Annotated in this window: 15 protein-coding genes and 1 pseudogene; 8 read left to right on the top strand and 8 right to left on the bottom strand. The window is 67.4% G+C overall.

Going from position 1 to position 20,171, the window contains the following annotated elements; all coding sequences use genetic code 11:
- Nucleotides 1-150 (bottom strand): annotated as a pseudogene (locus tag AB4089_RS14055) (lipoyl synthase); the annotation flags it as partial.
- A complete protein-coding gene (gene lipB / locus AB4089_RS14050; RefSeq protein WP_441409892.1) occupies nucleotides 147-815 on the bottom strand; it encodes a lipoyl(octanoyl) transferase LipB in 669 nt (222 codons plus the stop codon). The pseudogene AB4089_RS14055 and the gene lipB, both read right to left, overlap by 4 nt.
- 107 nt (nucleotides 816-922) lie before the next feature.
- Between lipB and AB4089_RS14045 the strand changes: the two genes are divergently transcribed.
- Nucleotides 923-2,875, top strand: coding sequence for a serine/threonine-protein kinase (locus AB4089_RS14045; RefSeq protein WP_441409891.1), 1,953 nt, complete (start codon nucleotides 923-925; stop codon nucleotides 2,873-2,875).
- On the opposite strand, the gene AB4089_RS14040 is transcribed toward AB4089_RS14045, so the two are convergent.
- Nucleotides 2,872-3,765, bottom strand: a complete 894-nt coding sequence (locus AB4089_RS14040) for a TIGR01777 family oxidoreductase (RefSeq protein WP_441409890.1) — start codon at nucleotides 3,763-3,765, stop codon at nucleotides 2,872-2,874. The genes AB4089_RS14045 and AB4089_RS14040 overlap by 4 nt on opposite strands.
- 74 nt (nucleotides 3,766-3,839) lie before the next feature.
- On the opposite strand from AB4089_RS14040, the gene AB4089_RS14035 reads away from it, so the two are divergent.
- Nucleotides 3,840-7,430: a S41 family peptidase gene (locus AB4089_RS14035; protein ID WP_441409889.1), complete on the top strand. Its 3,591-nt coding sequence runs from the start codon at nucleotides 3,840-3,842 to the stop codon at nucleotides 7,428-7,430.
- Nucleotides 7,431-7,560: 130 nt separating this feature from the next.
- Here the strand turns inward: AB4089_RS14035 and AB4089_RS14030 are convergent, their stop codons facing one another.
- A complete protein-coding gene (locus tag AB4089_RS14030) occupies nucleotides 7,561-7,989 on the bottom strand; it encodes an OsmC family protein (protein WP_090581955.1) in 429 nt (142 codons plus the stop codon).
- Nucleotides 7,990-8,139: 150 nt separating this feature from the next.
- On the opposite strand from AB4089_RS14030, the gene AB4089_RS14025 reads away from it, so the two are divergent.
- Complete coding sequence (locus AB4089_RS14025; RefSeq protein ID WP_441409888.1) at nucleotides 8,140-8,523, top strand: VOC family protein; 384 nt, start codon at nucleotides 8,140-8,142, stop codon at nucleotides 8,521-8,523.
- Nucleotides 8,524-8,633: 110 nt separating this feature from the next.
- Here the strand turns inward: AB4089_RS14025 and AB4089_RS14020 are convergent, their stop codons facing one another.
- From AB4089_RS14020 to AB4089_RS14005, 4 genes are all read right to left on the bottom strand, one after another.
- The gene (locus AB4089_RS14020; protein ID WP_441409887.1) at nucleotides 8,634-8,984 is read right to left on the bottom strand and encodes a hypothetical protein; all 351 of its coding nucleotides are present in this window, start codon (nucleotides 8,982-8,984) and stop codon (nucleotides 8,634-8,636) included.
- 160 nt (nucleotides 8,985-9,144) lie between these two features.
- A complete protein-coding gene (gene sucB / locus AB4089_RS14015) occupies nucleotides 9,145-10,887 on the bottom strand; it encodes a 2-oxoglutarate dehydrogenase, E2 component, dihydrolipoamide succinyltransferase (RefSeq protein ID WP_441409886.1) in 1,743 nt (580 codons plus the stop codon).
- 127 nt (nucleotides 10,888-11,014) lie between these two features.
- Nucleotides 11,015-12,400 (bottom strand): dihydrolipoyl dehydrogenase, encoded by a 1,386-nt coding sequence (gene lpdA, locus AB4089_RS14010; RefSeq protein WP_441409885.1) that lies wholly within the window; start codon nucleotides 12,398-12,400, stop codon nucleotides 11,015-11,017.
- Nucleotides 12,401-12,670: 270 nt separating this feature from the next.
- Entirely contained in the window at nucleotides 12,671-14,212 is a 1,542-nt protein-coding gene (locus tag AB4089_RS14005; protein ID WP_441409897.1) for a leucyl aminopeptidase, read from the bottom strand.
- A 399-nt stretch (nucleotides 14,213-14,611) separates the two neighbouring features.
- Between AB4089_RS14005 and AB4089_RS14000 the strand changes: the two genes are divergently transcribed.
- From AB4089_RS14000 to AB4089_RS13980, 5 genes are all read left to right on the top strand, one after another.
- Nucleotides 14,612-15,550 carry a proteasome assembly chaperone family protein gene (locus tag AB4089_RS14000; RefSeq protein WP_441409884.1) on the top strand — a complete coding sequence of 313 codons (939 nt, stop codon included), beginning with the start codon at nucleotides 14,612-14,614 and terminating at the stop codon, nucleotides 15,548-15,550.
- A 34-nt stretch (nucleotides 15,551-15,584) separates the two neighbouring features.
- Nucleotides 15,585-16,916, top strand: a complete 1,332-nt coding sequence (locus tag AB4089_RS13995) for an MFS transporter (protein ID WP_441409883.1) — start codon at nucleotides 15,585-15,587, stop codon at nucleotides 16,914-16,916.
- Between the two features lie 181 nt (nucleotides 16,917-17,097).
- Nucleotides 17,098-18,357, top strand: coding sequence for a sensor histidine kinase (locus AB4089_RS13990; RefSeq protein WP_441409882.1), 1,260 nt, complete (start codon nucleotides 17,098-17,100; stop codon nucleotides 18,355-18,357).
- Nucleotides 18,354-19,010: a response regulator gene (locus tag AB4089_RS13985; RefSeq protein ID WP_441409881.1), complete on the top strand. Its 657-nt coding sequence runs from the start codon at nucleotides 18,354-18,356 to the stop codon at nucleotides 19,008-19,010. Before AB4089_RS13990 ends, AB4089_RS13985 begins: the two co-directional genes overlap by 4 nt.
- 91 nt (nucleotides 19,011-19,101) lie before the next feature.
- Nucleotides 19,102-19,977 carry a hypothetical protein gene (locus tag AB4089_RS13980; protein WP_441409880.1) on the top strand — a complete coding sequence of 292 codons (876 nt, stop codon included), beginning with the start codon at nucleotides 19,102-19,104 and terminating at the stop codon, nucleotides 19,975-19,977.
- Nucleotides 19,978-20,171: the final 194 nt, after the last annotated feature.

Raw genomic sequence — 20,171 nt, 5'->3', positions numbered from 1 at the left:
GCCTTCCTTTTTGACGAGGTTCTTGAGCTGGACGAACTCGGGGCCCATCTGGACCTTGGCCTTGATCCATTCCGGCTTGCGTTCCACCGGTGTGGCCGCGTTTCGCTGCTCAATGCGCAGCATCTTCCGGCCTTCTGGTGCCAGTGTCACAGTAGAGCTCCTTCTGGGGTTGCAACTAGGGCTTGTTCATTGTTGCGCAGTTCTTCGGTGATCCGCGAAACGAGGTCCGCCGGCGTGACGTCCCTGCCAAGTTCCTGGGCGATGGTGGTGACTCCGGCGTCGCTGATGCCGCAGGCAATGATCTGGCCGTAGGGGGCCAGATCATTGTTGCAGTTGATCGCGAAGCCGTGCATGGTGACGCCCTCGTGGACGCGGATGCCGATGGCCGCGATCTTGCGGTCCGGGCCCTTCGCGTCCTGCTCGATCCAGACGCCTGCGCGGCCCTTGATCCGTACGGCGTCGATGCCGTAGTCCGCCAGGACAGCAATGATCACGGCTTCCAGGCGCTCCACGTAGTCGCGGATGCCGGCCTTGTTCTTCAGCTTGATGATCGGGTAGCCGATGAGCTGGCCCGGGCCGTGCCACGTGAGCTTGCCGCCACGGTCCACCGCAACAACGGGAGTTCCGTCGAAGGGCCGTTCGTGGTCTTCGGTGCGCTTGCCGGCGGTATAGACCGCGGCGTGTTCGAGCAGCAGTACGGTGCTGGGCGCGGTGCCCGCGAGGACTTTCTCATGCAATTCGCGCTGGATGTCCCATCCGCGCGTGTAATCAATGAAGTCCGGGGCGAGACCCAGCTGTTTGAACTCAAGAGTCATGGCATCAAGCTTAGACCCAGCCGCATCCTCAGCCCGTTTGTGTGCTTAAGCTCTCATGCCTGTGGATAACTTCTGCGCGATTCCGCTGGATCGGCTATTCCTTGGGTATGGAAGAGATCCCCGACCCTGGCGGCGCCGCCCCTGAGGTTCCCGGTTACGACGTCGGGCGCCTGCTGGGGCGCGGGGGCACAGCCGCCGTGTGGCTGGTAACTGAACGGTCGACAGGGCGCGATTACGCCCTCAAGTGCTTCGGCGCCGGGATCAAGGCCGGCGGAACGGCAGGCCGCGGGACTGGCGAAGTGGACGGTGGAAGCGCGTACCAGGAAGCCGAGGAAGGCATGCGACGGGAGGTCCGGATCCTCTCGGCCCTGGATCACGACCACCTGCTCCGTGCCCACGCGGTGCTGCGGCTCCACGATGCGCGGTCCGGGCCGGAGGGAAGGGAAGCCCTGGGTCTGGTGCTGGACTACGCGCCCGGAGGATCCGTCGCGGACCTGGTCGCGGGACGCGGTCGGCTCGGTGCCGGCGAGACGGTGACGGTCCTGACGCCCATGGCCCAGGCCTTGGAGTACCTGCATTCGCATGGCTTCACGCACGGGGACCTCTCGCCGGGCAACGTGTTGTTCACGGCGCATGGGAAACCGCTGCTGGCGGACCTGGGTGTCGCGCGCATGGTGGTGGATACAGGATCAGGCCGGATCGCCGGGACTGAGGGATTTTCCGATCCGGCGCCCGTGGACGCCGTCAGGGCGGGCCTCCAGCCGGAGCGTGACATCTATTCACTGGCGGCGCTTGGCTGGTATTGCCTGACCGGCCGGCCACCGGACGCGGGCGCAGGACGTCCTCCACTGCCGTTCCTGGTGCCCGATGTGCCCCCGGCGCTGGCTGCCGCACTGGAAGCCGGACTCGACGAGGACCGGCGCAGAAGGCCCTCGGCGGCCGAATTCGCCGCGGCGGTCTATCGCAGCACTGCGGCGGAGCCGGTGGACCTTTCCGTCACTGCCCACGCGAGCGTGGCACCGCAATTGCTGACCCGCCGCGTCTTGGCCCGCAGCGCCCGGGAACGGCGTGCCCAGTGGCTCCTCGGGTGGCTGCGCAAGACCCCGGTGAGCCGCGCGCCCCTGCCGGAACGTGCAGCCACGCCGGTACCCGTCGCTGCACCCCAGGTACCCCTCGCGGCGCCGCCGGGGGCACATGCCAGGACATCCACTGTCGCGACTGCGAGGCACGCGGCAGCCGGGGGCGCCGCACGCCACGCCGCCGCCGGTTCCGGCCCGGGCTCCCACCGGGTGCGAGACACCGGGAACGGAGGCGTCACCGGGTCCAACGCCGGGTCTATAGCCGAGCCCAGCGATTGGTCCGACGTCCGGGACGGTACAGCGCAGCGCGCCGGGAAGGGCTTCCGGCAATCGACCCGGAGCGGGACCCAACCCGTCATTCGTCCCGGCACTTTCGAGGCAGGGCGCCGTCGGCGTCGGCGGAATCGGTGGGCCGGCGTCGCATTGGCGGTGGCATTGCTGGCCGGGCTTGGCGCGGCATCGTGGCGTCCGGGGATCGCGGAACTGTTCGCCGCACCGCCTCCCGCGGCGGCAACAGAGACGTCGCCGGCGTCAGTGCCGGGCGTGGCGGGCATCCCGCGGGAACTTCGGGACAGGCTGGAGTCCGCGGACCCCGGTGAAGCGGTCAGGGGACTCGCCGCACTGCGCGCACTGGCCTTCAGCACCGGAAATGTGCGCCTGCTGGAGCAGGTGAACGTCCCGGCGTCGGCGGCGGCGGACGCAGACGCCAGGATCGGGGCCCGGCTGACGGCGGCCGGACACGTCCTGGCCGGCTTCGAGACCACGCTGGCACGCGTGCAGACTCTTGCCGACGGCGGGCCGGACCGCACCGTGGTGGAGATCAGCGTCGTCTCCTCGCCGTACCAGGAACGCGATGCCGCCGGTCAGGTCGTGGCTGAAGCCCCTGCCGGGGAGGAAATCAGGCTGCGGCTTGTCCTGGCGAGCATTGACGGACGGTGGCGGATCGCGCAGGTCCTCGCCGCGGAGCCGGACTTGGGTTAATCGCGTCCGGCCACCCACGCCGCGGCCTCGCCGAGCGACGGGTGCTGCCAGGCGAAGCCGTTGTCGGCCAGGGCTGCCGGCTCCACCCGCTGGCTGGCGAGCAACAATTCCTCGGCGAGCTGTCCCATCACCAGCCGCAGCACCGGTGCCGGCACCCGCAGCACTGCCGGACGGTGGAGCGCACCGGCCAGTTGCGCGATCAGTGAGTTCACGTCCGCGGTTTCGGGGGCACAGACGTTGACCGGCCCGGACAGGGGCGCGGCAAGAAGGAAAGAAAAGGCGTGGACCACATCCGGCAAGGTGATCCACGGCCAGTACTGCCGGCCGTTGCCCAGCGGGCCGCCAACGCCCAGGCGCAGCAGCGGCAGCAACCGGCCCAGCGCCCCGCCGGACCGGCTCAGCACCACACCGGTGCGGGGGGTAACTACGCGGACCCCGGCCGGCGCCCGGTGCGCCGCGGCCTCCCAGTCGACGCAGATCCCGGCCAGGGTGCCGCTGCCGGCCGGCGCGTTTTCACGAAGTACGGCGGCGCCGGCGTTGCCGTAATAGCCGGAGGCGGACTGGCTCAGGAACACCGCAGGCGGCGTGTCCTGCCGGGCCATCGCCGCCGTCAGGGTCCCCGTCGCCCCGAGCCGGGAGCTGCGGAGTTCGTTGACACGGGCCCGGGTCCAGGGCCGGTCGCCAATTCCGGCGCCAGAGAGGTTGACCACGGCGTCCGCGCCCTTCAGCGCTGTCTCGTCGATCCGGCCGGCGGCCGGGTCCCACTGGAACTCGGCCGGCGATGCCGGGGCGCGCCGGACCAGGGCAACGACGTCATGCCCTTCGCTGCGCAGTGCTCTGGAAAGGGCAGTTCCGATCAGCCCGGAGGCCCCGGCAATGAGGATTCGCATGATCCATCTCACCATGCCCGGCACGGCCGCGAAACCTCCCGGGCCGTGCGGGCCGTTGTCGCTATGATCGAACGATGACCCCCTCGAGCTACTTCCGTTTCCCGCATGTCCACGGCGATTTGGTCACCTTCGTGGCCGAGGACGACGTCTGGATTGCACCCGTGGGCGGGGGCCGTGCCTGGCGCGTGTCCTCCCTGCAGCTGCCGGCCCGCAACCCCCGTTTCACCCCAGACGGAAAGCGCCTGGTCTGGACTGTCGTCCAGGGAACGGCCCCGGAGGTCGTCACGGCCGACGTCGATGGCGGCGGCTACCGCCAGCTGAGCTACTTCGGCCACAGCTCCACCCGGGTCAAGGGCTTCACGCCCGACGGCGACGTCCTGGTCACGAGCGCGTTCCGCCAGTCAGACAGCCGTCACACCTACGCCTACAGCCTCCCCGTGACCGGCGGCTGGGCGCAGGAGCTGCCCTTCGGCCCGGTCGAATCGGTTGCCTTCGGTCCCGTCGTCGGCGACGAACGCCCCGTGGTGCTCGCGAGCGTCCTGTCCCGCGAGCCGGCCTGGTGGAAGCGCTACCGGGGCGGCGCCGCCGGCAAGCTGTGGATCGACGCCGACGGAAACGGCGAATTCGAGAGGCTCGCCGCCGGGCTGGGCGGAAACCTGACGGACCCACTGTGGGTCAAGGGACGCATCGCGTTCCTGTCCGATCACGAGGGCTACGGAAACCTCTACTCCGTCCTGCCCAACGGCAGCGACCTGCGGCGCCACACGGACCACGAAGACTTCTACGTCCGTCACGCCGCAACCGACGGGGAACGCATCGTCTTCGAATCGGCCGGCGAGCTCTGGCTGCTGGCCAGCCTTGACGCCGAGGCCGTCAAACTCGACATCGCGCTGGGGTCCGCCTCGCAAGCACGGCGCTCCGCCCCGCTGAAGCCCTCACGGCACCTCGGCGACGTCGTTCCGGACCACAGGGGCACCTCCAGCGCCGTCGAATCGCACGGAACCGTCCACTGGCTGCGGCACAAGGACGGCCCGTCCCGCGTCCTTGAAGCCACACCGGGCGTCCGGGCACGTCTGCCCCGCCCGTTCGGCGAGGGCCGGATCGCCTATGTGGCCGACCACGACGGCGTCGAGGCCCTCTACCTGAAGGCCATTGCGGCGCCGCTGGCCGGCGCTCCTGTGGCAGCCTCGAAGGCGCCACAGCCCGCAGCGCCGTCGAGCCCGCAGTCCACACGGCAGTCCGAAGACGCCGGAGTGGCCTTGCCGAGGCCGGTGTCCGCAGCCGCGTTGACCGGTTCAGGGTCGACGGGGTCAGGATCAACCGCCGCCGCGGCAACCAGACCCGTGTCCAGCCCCGTCACGGCCGCAGTGCCGGCCGGTGGTGGAAGTGACGCGCCCGGCGCCGGCCACCAGGCCCTTGCCGGTGCGGGCACCGCCGTGCAGGCGCCTGCAGCCGGTGAGCTGACGCGGATCGATTTCCCCAAGCCCAGCCGGGCCAGCGCCATCGAAGCCAGCCCCGACGGGCGCTGGCTCGCCGTCGGGACGTCCTTCGGTGACATTTACCTTGCCGACACAAGCACGGGCACGATGTCCCTGCTGAGCAGCATCGGCGAAGGCAGCATCGAAGGATTCAGCTGGTCCCCGGACTCCGCCTGGCTCGGCTGGTCCGAGCCGGTCACGTCCTTCGGCTCCCGCAGCCGTCTGCGGATCACCAGGATCGACGGCGGAACGGGGGCGGCGATCATTGATGTCACCGACGGCCGGTTCCGCGACGAATCACCCTCTTTCACCCCGGACGGCAAATACCTCGCCTTCCTCTCCAACCGCAGTTTCGACCCGGTCTACGACGGCCACTCCTTCGACCTGTCCTTCCCGAGCCCGATCAAGCCCTACCTGGTCGCCCTTGCCGCGGACACGCCGTCACCCTTCGGCCCGAGCGTCGCCCTTGAGGATGGCGAACGGGACGCCGCGGTAACCCCCGCCGCGGGGGAAGGATCCGCATCCGGGGTGCCGTCCGACGCCAAGCCCGTGCCTTCCGTACGGGTCGACGCCGACGGCCTGGCGCACCGCGTCATCGGGGTCCCGGTGCCGCAGGGCAACTACTCGTCCCTTACCGCCGCCGCCGGGGCCCTGCTGTGGCTCGACAGCGAACTCTCCGGCACCACCGGAGAAGGCCGGGCCAGCCTCGAGGACAAGGGCGCCGCGCCGAGCCTGGTCCGGTACGACATGGCCAAGCGCCGCACATCCACGATCGTGGAGGCCCTGGACAGCTACCGGATCTCCGGCGACGGAGAGAAAATCGTGTTCATCCAGGACAAGCAGATCCGGGTCGCGCCCGCCGGCGCCAAGGCCGACGAGGACTCCGGCCAGCTCGTCAAGGTGGACCTTGGCCGCATCCGGGTGCAACTGGACCCGCTGAGTGTGTGGGGCCAGGCCTTCGACGAGGCATGGCGGCTGCAGCGTGACTTCTTCTGGACCGAGGACATGGCCGGCCAGGACTGGGAGTCCGTCCACGCACGCTACCGTCCGGTGGTGGAACGCCTCGGCTCCCACGATGACCTGGTGGACCTGCTGTGGGAGCTGCACGGCGAGCTGGGCACCTCCCACGCCTACGTCCGCCCGATGGCCGTAGCCGAGAACGGCAGCAGCCCCCAGGGGCGCCTTGGCGCCGATCTGGAGTTCACCGGCGAAGGCTGGGAAATCACCCGCATCCTCGCCGGAGAGTCCTCAGACCCGCTGGCCACCTCGCCGCTGACCCGGCCCGGCGCCGACGCCAAGCCCGGCGACGTCCTTCTGGCGATCGACGGCGTCGAACTCACCGAATCCCGGACCCCGGCAGTTGAACTCGTCGGGGCGGCCGGCCGGGCAGTGGAACTGACCCTGCGCAACGGCGCCGGGCACGGCGCTGCCGCCGGAGCCCAGCGCCGGGTGGCGGTGGTCCCGGTCAAGGACGAGGAGCGCCTGCGCTACCAGGAATGGGTCACCGGCAACCGCCGGACCGTCCGGGAAGCCTCCAACGGGACGTTCGGCTACCTGCACATCCCGGACATGATGGCCAACGGCTGGGCCCAGCTGCACCGCGACCTCGATACCGAGACGGCGCTGGACGGACTGATCGTCGACGTCCGGCGCAACCGCGGCGGCCACACCTCCCAGCTCGTGGCCGAGCTCATCGGACGCAAGGTCACTGGCTGGAGCATGCCGCGCGGGGAGAAGCCGCGGACGTACCCGCACCACGCTCCCCGTGGACCGGTCATCATCCTCACCGATGAGTTCGCCGGTTCCGATGGCGACATCATCACGCAGGTCTCCAAGCTGCGGGGGATTGGGCCCGTCATCGGCACGCGTACCTGGGGCGGCGTCGTGGGAATCGACAACCGCTTCGCCCTGGCCGACGGCACCGGCGTCACCCAGCCGCGCTACGCCACCTGGTTCGCCGGCGGCGTTGGCTGGGGCGTGGAGAACTTCGGCGTCACCCCGGACATCGAGGTGACCTTCCCGCCACACGCGTACGCCGCCGGCACCGACCCGCAACTGGAGTACGGAATCGGGGCGTTGAAGGAAATGATCCAGGAACTGCCCACGGACCGTCCGCCGCTGCGCGAGGGTTACCGCAGGGTCCGGCCCGCGCCGCTGCCCAAGCGCCAGCAGGCCCGCCAGGCGTAGGCGGTCCCGCGCGACGGCGCGGGATCCACGGCCCATGACGAAGGCCCCCGTCTTCCTGGATATTCCAGGGAGACGGGGGCCTTTGCCGTACCGCGGACGCTGTCCTGCGGCTCTTGGCCTGCGGTGGGACTTAGGAGGCCAGCGTGGCGTCCAGGGTGATCTCGATGCCGGTCAGGGCGGCGGACACGGGACAGCCGACCTTGGCTTCACCGGCCAGCCGCTGGAAGTCATCCGCGGAGATGCCGGGGACCCGCGCGGCAACGGTGAGGTGGCTGCCGGTGATCCCGGTGCCGGGCTGGAACGTCACGTCGGCCTTGGTGTTAATCTCCTCGGCCGTGAAGCCGGCCTGGGCCAGGCCGTTGCTGAATGCCATGGAGAAGCAGGCCGAGTGCGCTGCCGCGATGAGCTCCTCGGGGCTGGTCTTGCCCTCGGCGGCCTCGGCGCGTGCCTTCCAGGTGACGTCGAAGTTGCCCAGCCCGGAGCTGTCCAGGGTGGTGTTGCCGGCGCCTGTCATCAGGTCGCCATTCCATACAGTGTGTGCGGTGCGTGTTGTTGCCATGTCCACTCCTCGACGTCGATGTGAATCAGCGATCCGGCCAGGTGCCGGATCCTGCCGTGATCAATCCTAGGGATTCTGTGCGGCCCCCGCACGGGGGTTCCGCTGTCAGAGGATTGTGACCCAGTAGTGTGCCGTCCGTACAGTGTCGTCATGGAAACCACTCAAGATGCGCAGGTGCCTGCGTCGCCGTCAGTGCGCATCGCCACGATCATGGTCAACGCCGTCGACGCCGAACGCCTGGCCCGGTTCTGGGCCGCGCTGCTGGGCACAGCGGTGTCCTCCCGTTTCGAACAGTTCCTCTGGCTCCACCCGGCCGGCCCCGGAGCCCCTCAGCTGGCCTTCCAGCAGGTTCAGCAGCCTTCGGAGGGCAGGCGCCGCCTGCACCTGGACATCCACGGGTCCGACCCCTCGGCGTTGCGTGCCCACGCCGAGGCCCTGGGTGCCCGATTCGTGGAGGGAAACGACATTGGCGATTTCCATTGGGACGTCATGCAGGATCCCGAAGGCAATGAGTTCTGCATCGCCGGCGACTGACAGGCCGGCCTAACCACAGTTGCGCTTAAATGACAGTGCCGCTTTAAAGACAGCGGCGCCGCACCCCCGGGTGAGGGGTGCGGCGCCACGATCGGAAGTGTCGTCCGGAATCAGTTCCAGAGCGTGGCGACTGCGATGTTGATCAGTGCCATCCCACCCACCGCGTGTGCCAAACCCTTGGAGACGGCAGCGCCGGAAGCGGCCTTCCGGTACCCGATCACAGCGGCAACGAGAACAACGACGGCGATCAGCAATTTGACGGCGATCTTGACGTAGTTGACCGGTTCGTGGGTGGCACCCAAGATCCCTACTAGCGCCAGGCCGGTGACCAGCTGGGCAATGGCACCATAGAGCTGCACCGGCAGGACAGTGGGCTTCTTGAAGGTGGCGAACCAGCCGCCGACGATTGCGGCAGCGCCCAGGATGTGCAGGAAGACCAGGATGTCGATGGCGATTTTCATGTGCACAGTCTAGCCAGAGAATTCTACACAGCGTAGTAAGACCCGCCGGGTGGGGAGTGCAGGACCGGTAAAACAGCGACGGCGGTGCGGAGACTGGTGGTTGTCCACCGGTCCCGCACCGCCGTCGCCGTCGGTGTGGGTCTAACGTTTTGCCTGGGGCCTAGAGGCCCAGGTCTGCTTCGAACGCGCCCGCTTCGAGGCGTGCCTTCAGCGTCTGCAGGAAGCGTCCCGCGTCGGCGCCGTCCACCAGGCGGTGGTCGTACGTCAGGGAGAGATACATCATGGAGCGGATCGCCAGTGAGTCATCGCCGTTCTCATCGGAGACCACCACGGCGCGCTTGACGATCGCGCCGGTGCCGAGGATGGCGACCTGCGGCTGGTTGATGATCGGGGTGTCGAAGAGCGCGCCCACGGAACCGATGTTGGTGATGCTGAAGGTTCCGCCGGAGAGCTCGTCCGGGCCGATCTTGCCGTTGCGGGTGCGGTCCGCGACGTCGGCGATCTTACCGGCCAGGCCGGCGAGGTTCAGGTTGCCGGCGTCGGCGATGACCGGGACCAGCAGGCCCTTGTCGGTGTCCACGGCGATCGCCAGGTGTTCGGCGTTGTGGTACGTGATCTCCTGCTTGTCCTCGTCGTAGGAGGCGTTGATCTTCGGGTGCTGCTTCAGCGCTTCGGCAACAGCCTTGGCGATGAAGGGCAGGAAGGTCAGCTTGGAGCCGTTCTGGGCCTGGAAGGAGTTCTTGGCCTTGGCGCGCAGCTTGGCCACCTTGGTCATGTCGACCTCATGGACCTGGGTCAGCTGGGTGGAGATGTCCAGGGACTCGCGCATGCGGCGGGCGATGACCTGGCGGATGCGCGGGGCCTTCTGGACGGTGCCGCGCAGTGCCGACGCGGCAGCAGAGACCGGGGCGGCGGCGGGAGCCGAGGCGGTTGCCGGTGCGGCTGCGGCCGGTGCGGCCTGTGCCTCGGCAGCGTCCAGGACATCCTGCTTGCGGATGCGGCCGCCGACGCCGGTGCCGGTCACTGCGGCGATGTCGACGCCCTGCTGGTTGGCCAGCTTGCGGACCAGGGGAGTGACGTAGCCGGATTCTGCCGGTGCGGCTGCTGCCGCCGGAGCGGGGGCGGCCGGGGCGGCCGGGGCTGCTGCCGGTGCGGGGGCCGCGGGAGCCGGGGCGGCGGGAGCTGCTGCCGGTGCGGGTGCAGCCGGAGCTTCCTGCTTCGGGGCTTCCTGAGCCGGTGCGGGTGCTGCTGCCGGTGCCGGGGCAGCCGGGGCCGCGGCGCCGGAACCGATGACGGCCAGGACGGAACCGACCTCGGCGGTCTCGTCCTCGTTCACGCGGATTTCCAGCAGGGTGCCGGCAACCGGGGACGGGATTTCGGTGTCGACCTTGTCGGTGGAGACCTCGAGCAGCGGCTCGTCGACCTCGACGGTGTCGCCGACGCTCTTCAGCCAGCGGGTAACGGTGCCTTCGGTGACGCTCTCACCGAGGGCCGGCAGCGTGACGTCGTGTCCTTCGCCGGCCGGAGCCGCGGCAGGTGCCTCGGCGGCCGGTGCGGCGGGGGCTTCGGCGGCGGGGGGCGGTGCCTCTTCAGCGGCCGGGGCTGCAGCAGGTGCCTCTTCGGCGGGTGCGGCGGCCGGAGCCTCTGCGGCAGCCGACGCGGTGTCGCCTGAGCCGATGCGCACCAGCGGGGCGCCAACTTCAGCGGTCTCATCTTCGGCGACGAGGATTTCCTCAATCACGCCGGCGATCGGAGAGGGGATCTCGGTGTCTACTTTGTCGGTGGAGACTTCGAGCAGCGGCTCGTCCACCTCTACCCGGTCACCGACCTGCTTGAGCCAGCGGGTGACGGTTCCTTCGGTGACGCTCTCACCGAGGGCGGGCAAGTTAACGGATTCAGACATATCGTCCCCGTTCTCCTTATTGATCTTTAGTGCGGATGATTGCTGCCTTGGTCGAGCTTAGTGCACCCGGCATTTCGGGCCGGGTGCACCAAACTCTGAGTTCTTGCGGTGGTGCGGGCGCAGTTGCTTAGCCGTGKAGCGGCTTGCCAGCCAGCGCCAGGTGCGCCTCGCCCAGGGATTCGTTCTGGGTGGGGTGGGCGTGGACCAGCTGGGCCACGTCCTCCGGGTAGGCTTCCCAGTTCACGATCAGCTGGGCTTCACCGATCTGCTCGCCCATGCGGGCGCCGATCATGTGGACGCCGACCACGGGGCCGTCCTTCTGGCGGACCAGCTTGACCAGGCCGCTCGTGCCCAGGATGGAGCTCTTGCCGTTGCCGGCCAGGTTGTATTCCTGGGTCTGGATCTGGTCCTCGCCGAACTTCTCCTTGGCGGCCTTCTCGCTGTATCCGACGGTGGCGATTTCGGGTTCGGAGTAGGTGACCTTGGGGATGTTGACATCTTCGACGATCACGGGCTTCAGGCCGGCGATCTCTTCGGCGACGAAAATGCCCTGCTGGTAGCCGCGGTGCGCCAGCTGGACGCCGGGAACGATGTCGCCGACGGCGAAGATGTTGCCGACGCCGGTGTGAAGGCGCTCGTTGGTGATGACGAAGCCGCGGTCGATCGTGATCCCGGCCTCTTCGTAACCGAGGTTGGCCGTGACGGGGCCGCGGCCGACGGCGACGAGCAGGAGGTCGGCYTCGAACGTCTTGCCGTCGACCAGGGTGACCTTGACGCCGTCGTCGTTCTGCTCGACACCCTGGAAGAAGACACCGGTGGAGAACTTGATGCCGCGCTTCTTGAAGGCGCGCTCGAAGGCCTTGACGATCGTGGCGTCCTCATTCGGAACCAGCGACGGGAGGCCTTCGACGATGGTGACGTCGACGCCGAAAGACTTCCAGACCGAGGCGAACTCGACGCCGATCACGCCGCCGCCCAGGATGATCGCGCTCTTGGGAATGTAATCCATGGTGAGTGCTTCGTCGGAGGTGATGACCTTGCCGCCGATTTCCAGGCCCGGGAGGGTGCGGGAGTAAGAGCCGGTCGCGAGGACAATGTTCTTGCCCTTGTATGCGGTGCCGTTCACGACGACGGTGTCGGTGCCCTGAAGCTTGCCCTCACCCTCAATGACGGTGATGCCCTTCTTGCCCTTGATCAGGCCCTGCAGGCCCTTGAACTTGCCGGCAATGATGCCGTCCTTGTACGCATTGACAGCGTTGATGTCGATGCTGTCGAGGGTCACGTTGACGCCGTACTTGGACGCGTCACGGGCGTGGTCCGCCAGCTCTGCGGAGTGCAGCAGCGCCTTGGTGGGGATACAGCCGTTGTGGAGGCACGTGCCGCCGAGCTTGCCCTTTTCGATGAGGCCGACGGTGAGGCCGAGCTGGACAGCACGCAGCGCGGTGGCGTAGCCGCCGCTGCCGCCGCCGAGTACCAGGATGTCGAATTCTTGCGCAGTTGCCTGATCGGCCACTAAAACGCTCCCTCGCGTGAACGATGACACGAGAGTACGCATCATCTGGTCTTGGAACTTGCCTGCCGTGATTATGCCAGCGGGCCGGTTCCCTTTCATTTGTGACTACTTCATTTGGGTCTACCGCAGTTCACCTTAGCGAACCACTAATACATGCTCCACCTTGCCAAGGCGTTTGTGGAGCGCTTTGTGTCCAGTGTCACGCGGCTTTGTGGCCGGGGCATCACAGCCCCGGTCACAAAGCGCGCGGAAGCCTGGACGGCAGTGCGGCTAGGCGGTCTTGGCGAGGATGTCCTCGACGTAGGCCACCAGGGTGCGGACGGTGCAGCCCGTGCCCTGTTTGTGGTTGTAGCCGTAGGGACTGCCGTTGTTGAACGACGGGCCGGCGATGTCGATGTGGGCCCACGGGATCTGTTCGCCGTCCTTGCCCTTGCCCACGAATTCGCGCAGGAACACAGCAGCGGTCATCATGCCGCCATGGCGTTCGCCGATGTTGGCGATGTCCGCGACCTGGGAGTCCAGGCTTGCGCGCAGTTCTTCCGGCAGCGGCATCGGCCAGACGAGCTCGCCCGCCCGGTCCGCGGCGGCCTTGATGGCACCGGTAAGGGACTCGGAGCCCATGACGCCGGCGGTGCGGTCGCCGAGGGCGATCAACTGGGCGCCGGTGAGCGTCGCGACGTCGATGATGGCGTCGGGGAACTCCTGGCTGGCGGCGACAATGCCGTCAGCCATGACCAGGCGGCCCTCGGCGTCGGTGTTGAGGACCTCGACGGTCTTGCCGCCGAATATCGTCAGGACGTCGGCGGGACGCTGGGCGGCGCCGGAGGGCATGTTTTCGGCGATGCAGAGCCACGCCGTCGCCTTGACGGGCAGGCCGAGGCCCGCCAGGGCCAGGACGGTGTTAAGGACGACGGCGGCGCCCGCCATGTCGCTCTTCATCTCACCCATGCCCAAGGCCGGCTTGATGGAGATGCCGCCGGTGTCGAAGGTAATGCCCTTACCCACGAGGGCGATCTTGGCGGTGGCCTTCGCAGGGGTGTACTCGACCTTTACGAGGCGCGGCTGCCGGGTGGAGCCCTTGCCGACGCCGAGGATGCCGCCGAAGCCTTCCTTCTCGAGGCGCTTCTCGTCCCAGACCGTCACCTTGACGGGCAGGCCCTTTGACAGCTCCTTGGCGGCGTCGGCGAAGGTCTCGGGGTAGAGGTGGCTCGGCGGCTGGTTCACCAGGGTGCGCGTCGCGTTCACGGCCGTGCCGATCAGGGACGCCCGGTTCAGGACCGGCTGCAGCGCCTTGTCCGCGGCGAAGTCGGTGCGGATGACGACATTCTTCACCGGATCCTTGAGCCCGTCCCGGGAGGAACGGAACTCGGTGTAGGAGTAGGCGCCCATCGCGGCGCCCTCGGCGACCGCCGCGACCTCGGCGAGGGTCGTCGTCGGAAATGCCAGGGTCACGGTGCTGACGCCGGCCAGCTGGCGGACAGCCGAGCCGGCGGCGCGGCGCAGGGCTTCCTCGGACAGCGGCTGCGTCGCTGAGACCTTAGCCGCCGGCAGCTTGCCGACGCCGGCGAGGAGCAGGATGGTGGCGCCAACCTCGGGCAGGCCCGGCAGGCGGTGGGCCTGGTCGGCCGCGCCGGTGATGCCAAGAACGCTCAGTGATTCCGCCAGGGCCTCCGCGGCCTTGGCCGTCAGCGGATTGTCGAGCAGGACGGGCCCGTCGGGACCCTGTCCGACGCCGATGACGAGGGCGTCGCTGGGGGACTTCTTCAAATCCCCTGCGACTGCACTAAGTTTGACTTCACTATTCTTGACCACGAGGACAGTCCTCAATTCTCTGTGATGGTTCTCGGTGATATTCGGCAGGAGCTGCATGTTTGGCGCCCTGCCACGGATCCCGGGGGCGCCGTCGGTCTGGGACACAACCCGGTGTCTGTACTACAGGCCCTGGGGCCATGTCCGATCGTAGTCTCTTGGCAGTCCGGAATTTCAATCGAATGAGAGCTGGAGCACACCCCGGGCAGGAATTAGCCCGGGCGCCGAGGCGTTGTTAGAGATAGCGGCGCTGCCATGCGGTGATCCTCCCTGGGACTGGCCGTGCGGCAGGACCTGCCTGACTGTGCGGAATTTGCCCGGTTGTCCAGAACTTGCCTGGCCGTCCGGACAAGGGACCGCACCCCGCTTCTCCCATCGCCGCCATCGTGAAAGGAACACGCCGTGATTGAACGGATTTCCGGCTCTTTGCTGGATCCCCAGTCGCTCTACATCCGTGATGACGCGCTGTTCTCCAGCACCGGACTGCGCGGACTCAACCTCGTCATGGGGTTCACCGGCTTCGCCGACGCCGGCCACGTGGTCCGGCAGATCACCGCCGAACTGCTGGACACGCTCGATGCCGAGATGATTGCCGAGTTCGACGCCGACCAGCTGATCGATTACCGGTCCCGGCGCCCGCAGATCAGCTTTGTCGAAGACCACCTGCAGGATTACCAGGCACCTACCCTGGCCCTCTACCGGCTCGTCGACGGGCTGGGCAGCCCGTTCCTGCTCCTTGCCGGGTTCGAGCCGGACCTGCAATGGGAGCGCTTCGCGCGCGCCGTCGTCGGGATCGTCGAGGAGCTGGAGGTCAACCTCGTCACCTGGATCCATTCGATCCCGATGCCCGTGCCCCACACCCGGCCGGTCGGGGTAACCGTGCACGGCAACCGGCCCGAGCTGATCGAGGGCATCTCCGTCTGGAAACCGACCGTGGAGGTTCCGGCTGCGGTGGGCCACATCCTGGAGCTGCGGCTGACGGAAGCGGGCCGGAACGTCGCAGGCTATGTGATCCACGTGCCGCACTACCTGGCCGAAGCCGAGTACCCCACGGCCGCCGTGGCCGGACTCGAGTACCTGGGCGCGGCGACGTCCCTGATGCTGCCGACGGACCGCCTGCGCGAGGCAGGCCGTGAAGTGGGCCGGCAGATCGCCGAGCAGATCGAGGCGTCCGAGGAAGTCCAGCAGGTGGTCTCACGGCTGGAGACCCGGTACGACGAAAAGGCCGAGGGGACGGTCCGGCGGTCGCTGCTGGCGGACGAGAACGACCAGATTCCCAACGCCGATGCCCTGGGTGCCGCCGTGGAAGCGTACCTGGCCCGTAAAGAACCCGGCGAATAAATACTATTTATGAAGGACCGGGCATAATGGGGGAGTGACCTCTCCCCGCGCCTGGCTGATCTGGATCGTTGGGATCTTTGCCTATCTCGTGGCGGTCAGCCAGCGCACCTCGTTCGGGGTTGTGGGCCTGGAGGCAACGGAACGCTTCCACGCCACAGCGGCCGAGATCTCCTTCTTCACCGTGCTGCAGCTGCTGGTCTATGCCGCGCTGCAGATTCCCGTGGGCATCCTCGTGGACCGGTTCGGCTCCCGCGCCATGCTGGCCGGCGGAGGTGTCCTGATGGGCCTCGGTCAGCTGCAACTGGCTTTTGCCGACAACATCCCCGGCGGAGTCCTGGGAAGGGTCCTGGTGGGCGCCGGCGACGCCATGACGTTCATTTCCGTGATCCGGCTCATCCCGCTCTGGTTCGCCCCTGCCCGGGTGCCGCTGCTGACGCAGCTGACCGGCATGTCCGGACAGCTGGGCCAGCTTTTCAGCGTGGTGCCTTTCGCCATGATCCTGCACGCCGCAGGGTGGACCCCTGCTTTCCTGACGCTTGCGGCGATGTCGGGCCTCGCTGTGGTGCTGGTGCTGCTCCTGCTCCAGGACCTTCCGCCCGGGCACCCCGCTCCGGAAAAGTCCCAGGGACTGCGGGCCACAGGCATTTCCCTAGGGCACGCCTGGCGGCAACCCGGGACCCGGCTCGGGCTGTGGAGCCACTTCACCGTCCAGTTCAGCGGCACGGTCTTTGCCATGACGTGGGGCTACCCGTTCCTGATCTCCGCCCAGGGCCTGGACCGGGGAACAGTCTCGGCACTCATGTCGCTGTACGTCGCCGCCGCCATTGCCGCCGGACCCCTGATGGGCAGATTCGTTGCCCGGCACCCGCTGCGTCGCTCCACCATGGTGCTCCTGATTTCCGGCTGCACCGCTGCGGCCTGGGCAGCCGTTCTGCTGCTGCCCGGACGGGCACCCCTGTGGCTTCTGGCCGTTCTGGTGGTGACCTTGGCCGTCGGCGGTCCCGGGTCCATGATTGGCTTCGACTTCGCCCGGACCTTCAACCCGGCGCACCGGCTCGGCACCGCCACCGGAATCGTCAACGTCGGTGGCTTCATCGCCGCGCTCGTGTCCATCTACCTCATTGGGCTGATGCTCGACCTCCTGCATGCCAGCGGGTTCTCCCAGGGGGAGCTCTACGGCCTGGATTCGTTCCGCGTCGCCCTCAGCGTGCAGTTCCTGCTGTTGGCCGGGGGAGCCATTGGCATCATCACAACCAGGCGGAAAGTCCGGCGCCAGATGGCTGCCCAGGGCGTCATGGTTCCGCCGCTGCTCAAGACTCTCGCCGCGCAGCGCAGGCTGGTCGCGGAGCGTCGCCGCACGCCCTGAACCGTTGCTAGGCGGGGGCGGTTTGGGGCAGACGCTCATGGCACCTGCGCCGAAGTGAACGTGCCTCCGCAACGCCAGGCCCGGCTGATGGATCATCCGTGAGAGTGAAGTTGTTCATCATCCGGGTGGAACTCACTCAGAATCAGCGTCCCTGGTGTGGAAGCCCGCTTAGGGTGAAGGCATGTTCAAAACGATCCAGTCGCTGAGACCCTTCGCGGCACCGGCCTCGGCTGTGCTGCTCATGGGGACCCTCCTTATCCTGGAGGAGCGCCATTTCGACCAGAACAGTGCCCTGCTGCTGGCGCTCTTGACGGGTGTCGCGGTGGCCGAGATCCTGCCGGCGGCCGCCCTTGGGCTTGTCTTCRCCGCCCTGGTAATGCAGAGCCTCGCGGTCCTCCCGCCGGTCTTCCTGTCCGGCGTCCTGAGCTACGTTGCGGTTCCCGTGGTCATCTTCTTCGCCGTCATCGGTTGGCGAACCCGTAGCCGCTGGGTGGCACCCGTGTCTGCCGTCATATTCGCCGGCATCACAACCGTGAACTGGTTCGCCGACCAGACCTGGATCAACGTCATCTTCGCCAGCCCGATCTACGGCACGGGTCTATTGCGAACCTTCACATACGCTTTTCTGATTTTCGGAGCGTTCGCCGCCCTCAACCTCGCCGCCTGGGCCGTAGGCATGACAGTACGTAGCGCATCCCGGAGCCGGAGAGCGCAGCTCGCAGCCGAAAGCCGGCTCCGGGAAACAACGACCGAACTCGCTCTCGAACAGGAGCGCAACAGAATCGCCAGGGAGCTGCACGATGTCCTGGCGCATTCGTTGACAGTGATCGTGGCCCAAGCCGACGGGATTCGCTTCATCCACCGCGCAGAACCGGAATCCGTCGAAGGGGCCTCCAAGATCATCGCCGAATCGGCGAGGACTGCGCTGGTCGAAACCCGCCGGCTGATCGAAGGCTTCTCCGCGGCGATCAGCGACCACCCGACTCACGGGGTTGAAGATCTGGGGGTTCTAGCCGAACGGCTGAGCGCCAGCGGCATGCCTGTCACGATCGAAACTACGGGCGAACCGTGGGACTTGACCGCCGCCCAGGAGCTGACCGTTTATCGCCTGGCACAGGAAAGCCTGACCAACGCCTTCAAGCACGGGGACCGGAGTCAGGGCACGCACCTGTACCTGGTCTGGACCGCGGACTCCCTCGAACTGCGTAGCAGATCGTCCCTGATCACCGGCCCAGGCGTGACACCGGAGACCACCACACCTGGTCGCGGGATAGTGGGCATGAAGGCCCGAGCCTCAGCCGCCGGCGGATGGGTGGAAACAGTCCGGGGAGAAGAGGTCTTCGAAGTGCTGGCCTTCCTCCCTGCGACCGGACCTGACCGGTACCCGGATTCAGTTCCCGCGACAGCTGAAGTTCCGGTCCTGAACGGAGCGCTGCTGTGACAGTCACCCCGATTCGGATTGCCCTGGCCGATGACCAGCCGCTGTTCAGCGCCGGACTCAAGATGATCCTGCGCAGCCAGGAGGACATGGATCTTGTAGGCGAAGCCGTCAACGGGCAGGCCGCCGTCGACCTCGTGCAGGAGAAATGCCCCGACGTGCTCCTGATGGACATTCGGATGCCTGTCATGGACGGCATTACGGCCACACGGACAATCCTGGCAAAGTCCAGTGGAACTGCCACCAAGATCATCGTTCTGACCACGATCCAGCATGACGAAGCCGTCGTCCGGGCCATCCAGGCCGGCGCTGCCGGCTTCCTGACCAAAGACACCACCCCCGATTTCCTCCTGGCCGCCATCCGAACGGTCCACTCCGGGCACTCGGTCATCGCACCGGCCATCACCAACGAACTGCTGCGCGACTACACCACGCCCTCTGCCGGGAACGACGCTGCTCTGGCAGAGTTGTCCGGCAGGGAACGCGACGTGTTCCTGCTAACCGCAAAAGGGCTAGGCAACGCCGAGATCGCTGCCTCACTGGTGCTGAGCGAGGCGACCGTGAAGTCCCACGTGGGCAGCATCCTGGCGAAACTGAAGCTGAAGAATCGCATCCAGCTAGTCGCCTTTGCCTACGAAAACAACGTCCTCAACTAGCCGCCACCGCTGCACCGTCCCAGCCGCCGAGGCCTTCCCACAGGGGCAAGGCCGGCCACAGCATTGCCCAAATCAATCGAAGGAGTCCACCATGAAGAAAATCTTCGGCGCAGCAGTGCTGATCCTCGGCACCGGCGCCGCGCTTGCTGCTGCCGCCATCCCGGCCGCGTCGGTCACCGCGTCCCCGGAGCCCGCCCCCGGCGTCATCCGCCAAGCAGAGGCCTACGCCTCAACAGATCCGATCGCCGAAAAGGGCATGCGGGAGGCTGTCCGGCGCTGCATGGCCCAGGCCGGCTTTGACTACACGCCGCCAAGCTCCGAGATGACCATGGACCTCAACGGGGCCATCGGATTCAAACGGCTCACGGTCGAGGTCGCCAAGGCCAGCGGCTACGCCAGCACCGGGCCGCAAGGACCCCATGAGCCGGCTCCCGAGTCCGCGGACGGCAAACTCTTCGCCAATCCGGCCTTCACCAAGGCACTCACCGGCCCCGAGGACACCGCGTCAATGTCCACGGTGGGCGGTATGGGAACGTCCTCGGCTGGATGCCGCGGCGAAGCCATGGCACAGATTTACGGCAGCGCGGAAAACTACATGCTTGCCACCGGCATCGCCTACAACTCAGTCCTCCCGGCCAGTCTGTCCGCCTCCGGAGACTCAGGAATTACCAAAGCCGTCACCGGCTGGGCGGACTGCATGAAGGAGAGCCCCTACCCCTCCTTTGCGGACCCGCGCCAGGCAGCCGAGGCGGGTACGGCTGCAGGTGGCCAGGAAGAGTTCAGAATCGCCGTCACCGACGCCGTCTGCCGGGACAAGACCGGGTTCCACTCCGCGCTGGACAAAGTCCTGGACAAGTACCTGACAACCCGCATGCAGGAGCTTGCTCCGCAGATCGAGAAAGTCAAGGAGATTCGCCGAATCGCCGCGGCGAACGCGGCAGCCTTGGGCGGATCCGCCGCGAAATAATCGACGGCGGCACGACAATCCGCCAGCGTCCTGTCAGCATTCGGGGGTGACAGGACCCTGGCGGGTCGGAGTGCCGGTGCCGTCGTATTGGTTGCGTTCTGGGCGGTATCGTCGACTCCTTGGCAGAAGTGGATGACACCTTTGGCGGCACCCGGTTATCCACATAGCGCAATCCGCGGATGCCGCGGGGTCGC

The sequence above is a fragment of the Arthrobacter sp. 2MCAF15 genome, from assembly GCF_052115605.1.
GTDB lineage: Bacteria > Actinomycetota > Actinomycetes > Actinomycetales > Micrococcaceae > Arthrobacter.
Note: the sequence above shows the minus strand (reverse complement) of the source record. Positions and strands in the feature narration are given on the sequence as shown.

Bases quoted from the DNA above. Each gene is read 5' to 3' on its own strand.
- lipB (WP_441409892.1), bottom strand. From the start codon at position 815: ATGACTCTTGAGTTCAAACAGCTGGGTCTCGCCCCGGACTTCATTGAT.
- AB4089_RS14045 (WP_441409891.1), top strand. From the start codon at position 923: ATGGAAGAGATCCCCGACCCTGGCGGCGCCGCCCCTGAGGTTCCCGGT.
- AB4089_RS14040 (WP_441409890.1), bottom strand. From the start codon at position 3,765: ATGCGAATCCTCATTGCCGGGGCCTCCGGGCTGATCGGAACTGCCCTT.
- AB4089_RS14035 (WP_441409889.1), top strand. From the start codon at position 3,840: ATGACCCCCTCGAGCTACTTCCGTTTCCCGCATGTCCACGGCGATTTG.
- AB4089_RS14030 (WP_090581955.1), bottom strand. From the start codon at position 7,989: ATGGCAACAACACGCACCGCACACACTGTATGGAATGGCGACCTGATG.
- AB4089_RS14025 (WP_441409888.1), top strand. From the start codon at position 8,140: ATGGAAACCACTCAAGATGCGCAGGTGCCTGCGTCGCCGTCAGTGCGC.
- AB4089_RS14020 (WP_441409887.1), bottom strand. From the start codon at position 8,984: ATGAAAATCGCCATCGACATCCTGGTCTTCCTGCACATCCTGGGCGCT.
- sucB (WP_441409886.1), bottom strand. From the start codon at position 10,887: ATGTCTGAATCCGTTAACTTGCCCGCCCTCGGTGAGAGCGTCACCGAA.
- AB4089_RS13980 (WP_441409880.1), top strand. From the start codon at position 19,102: ATGAAGAAAATCTTCGGCGCAGCAGTGCTGATCCTCGGCACCGGCGCC.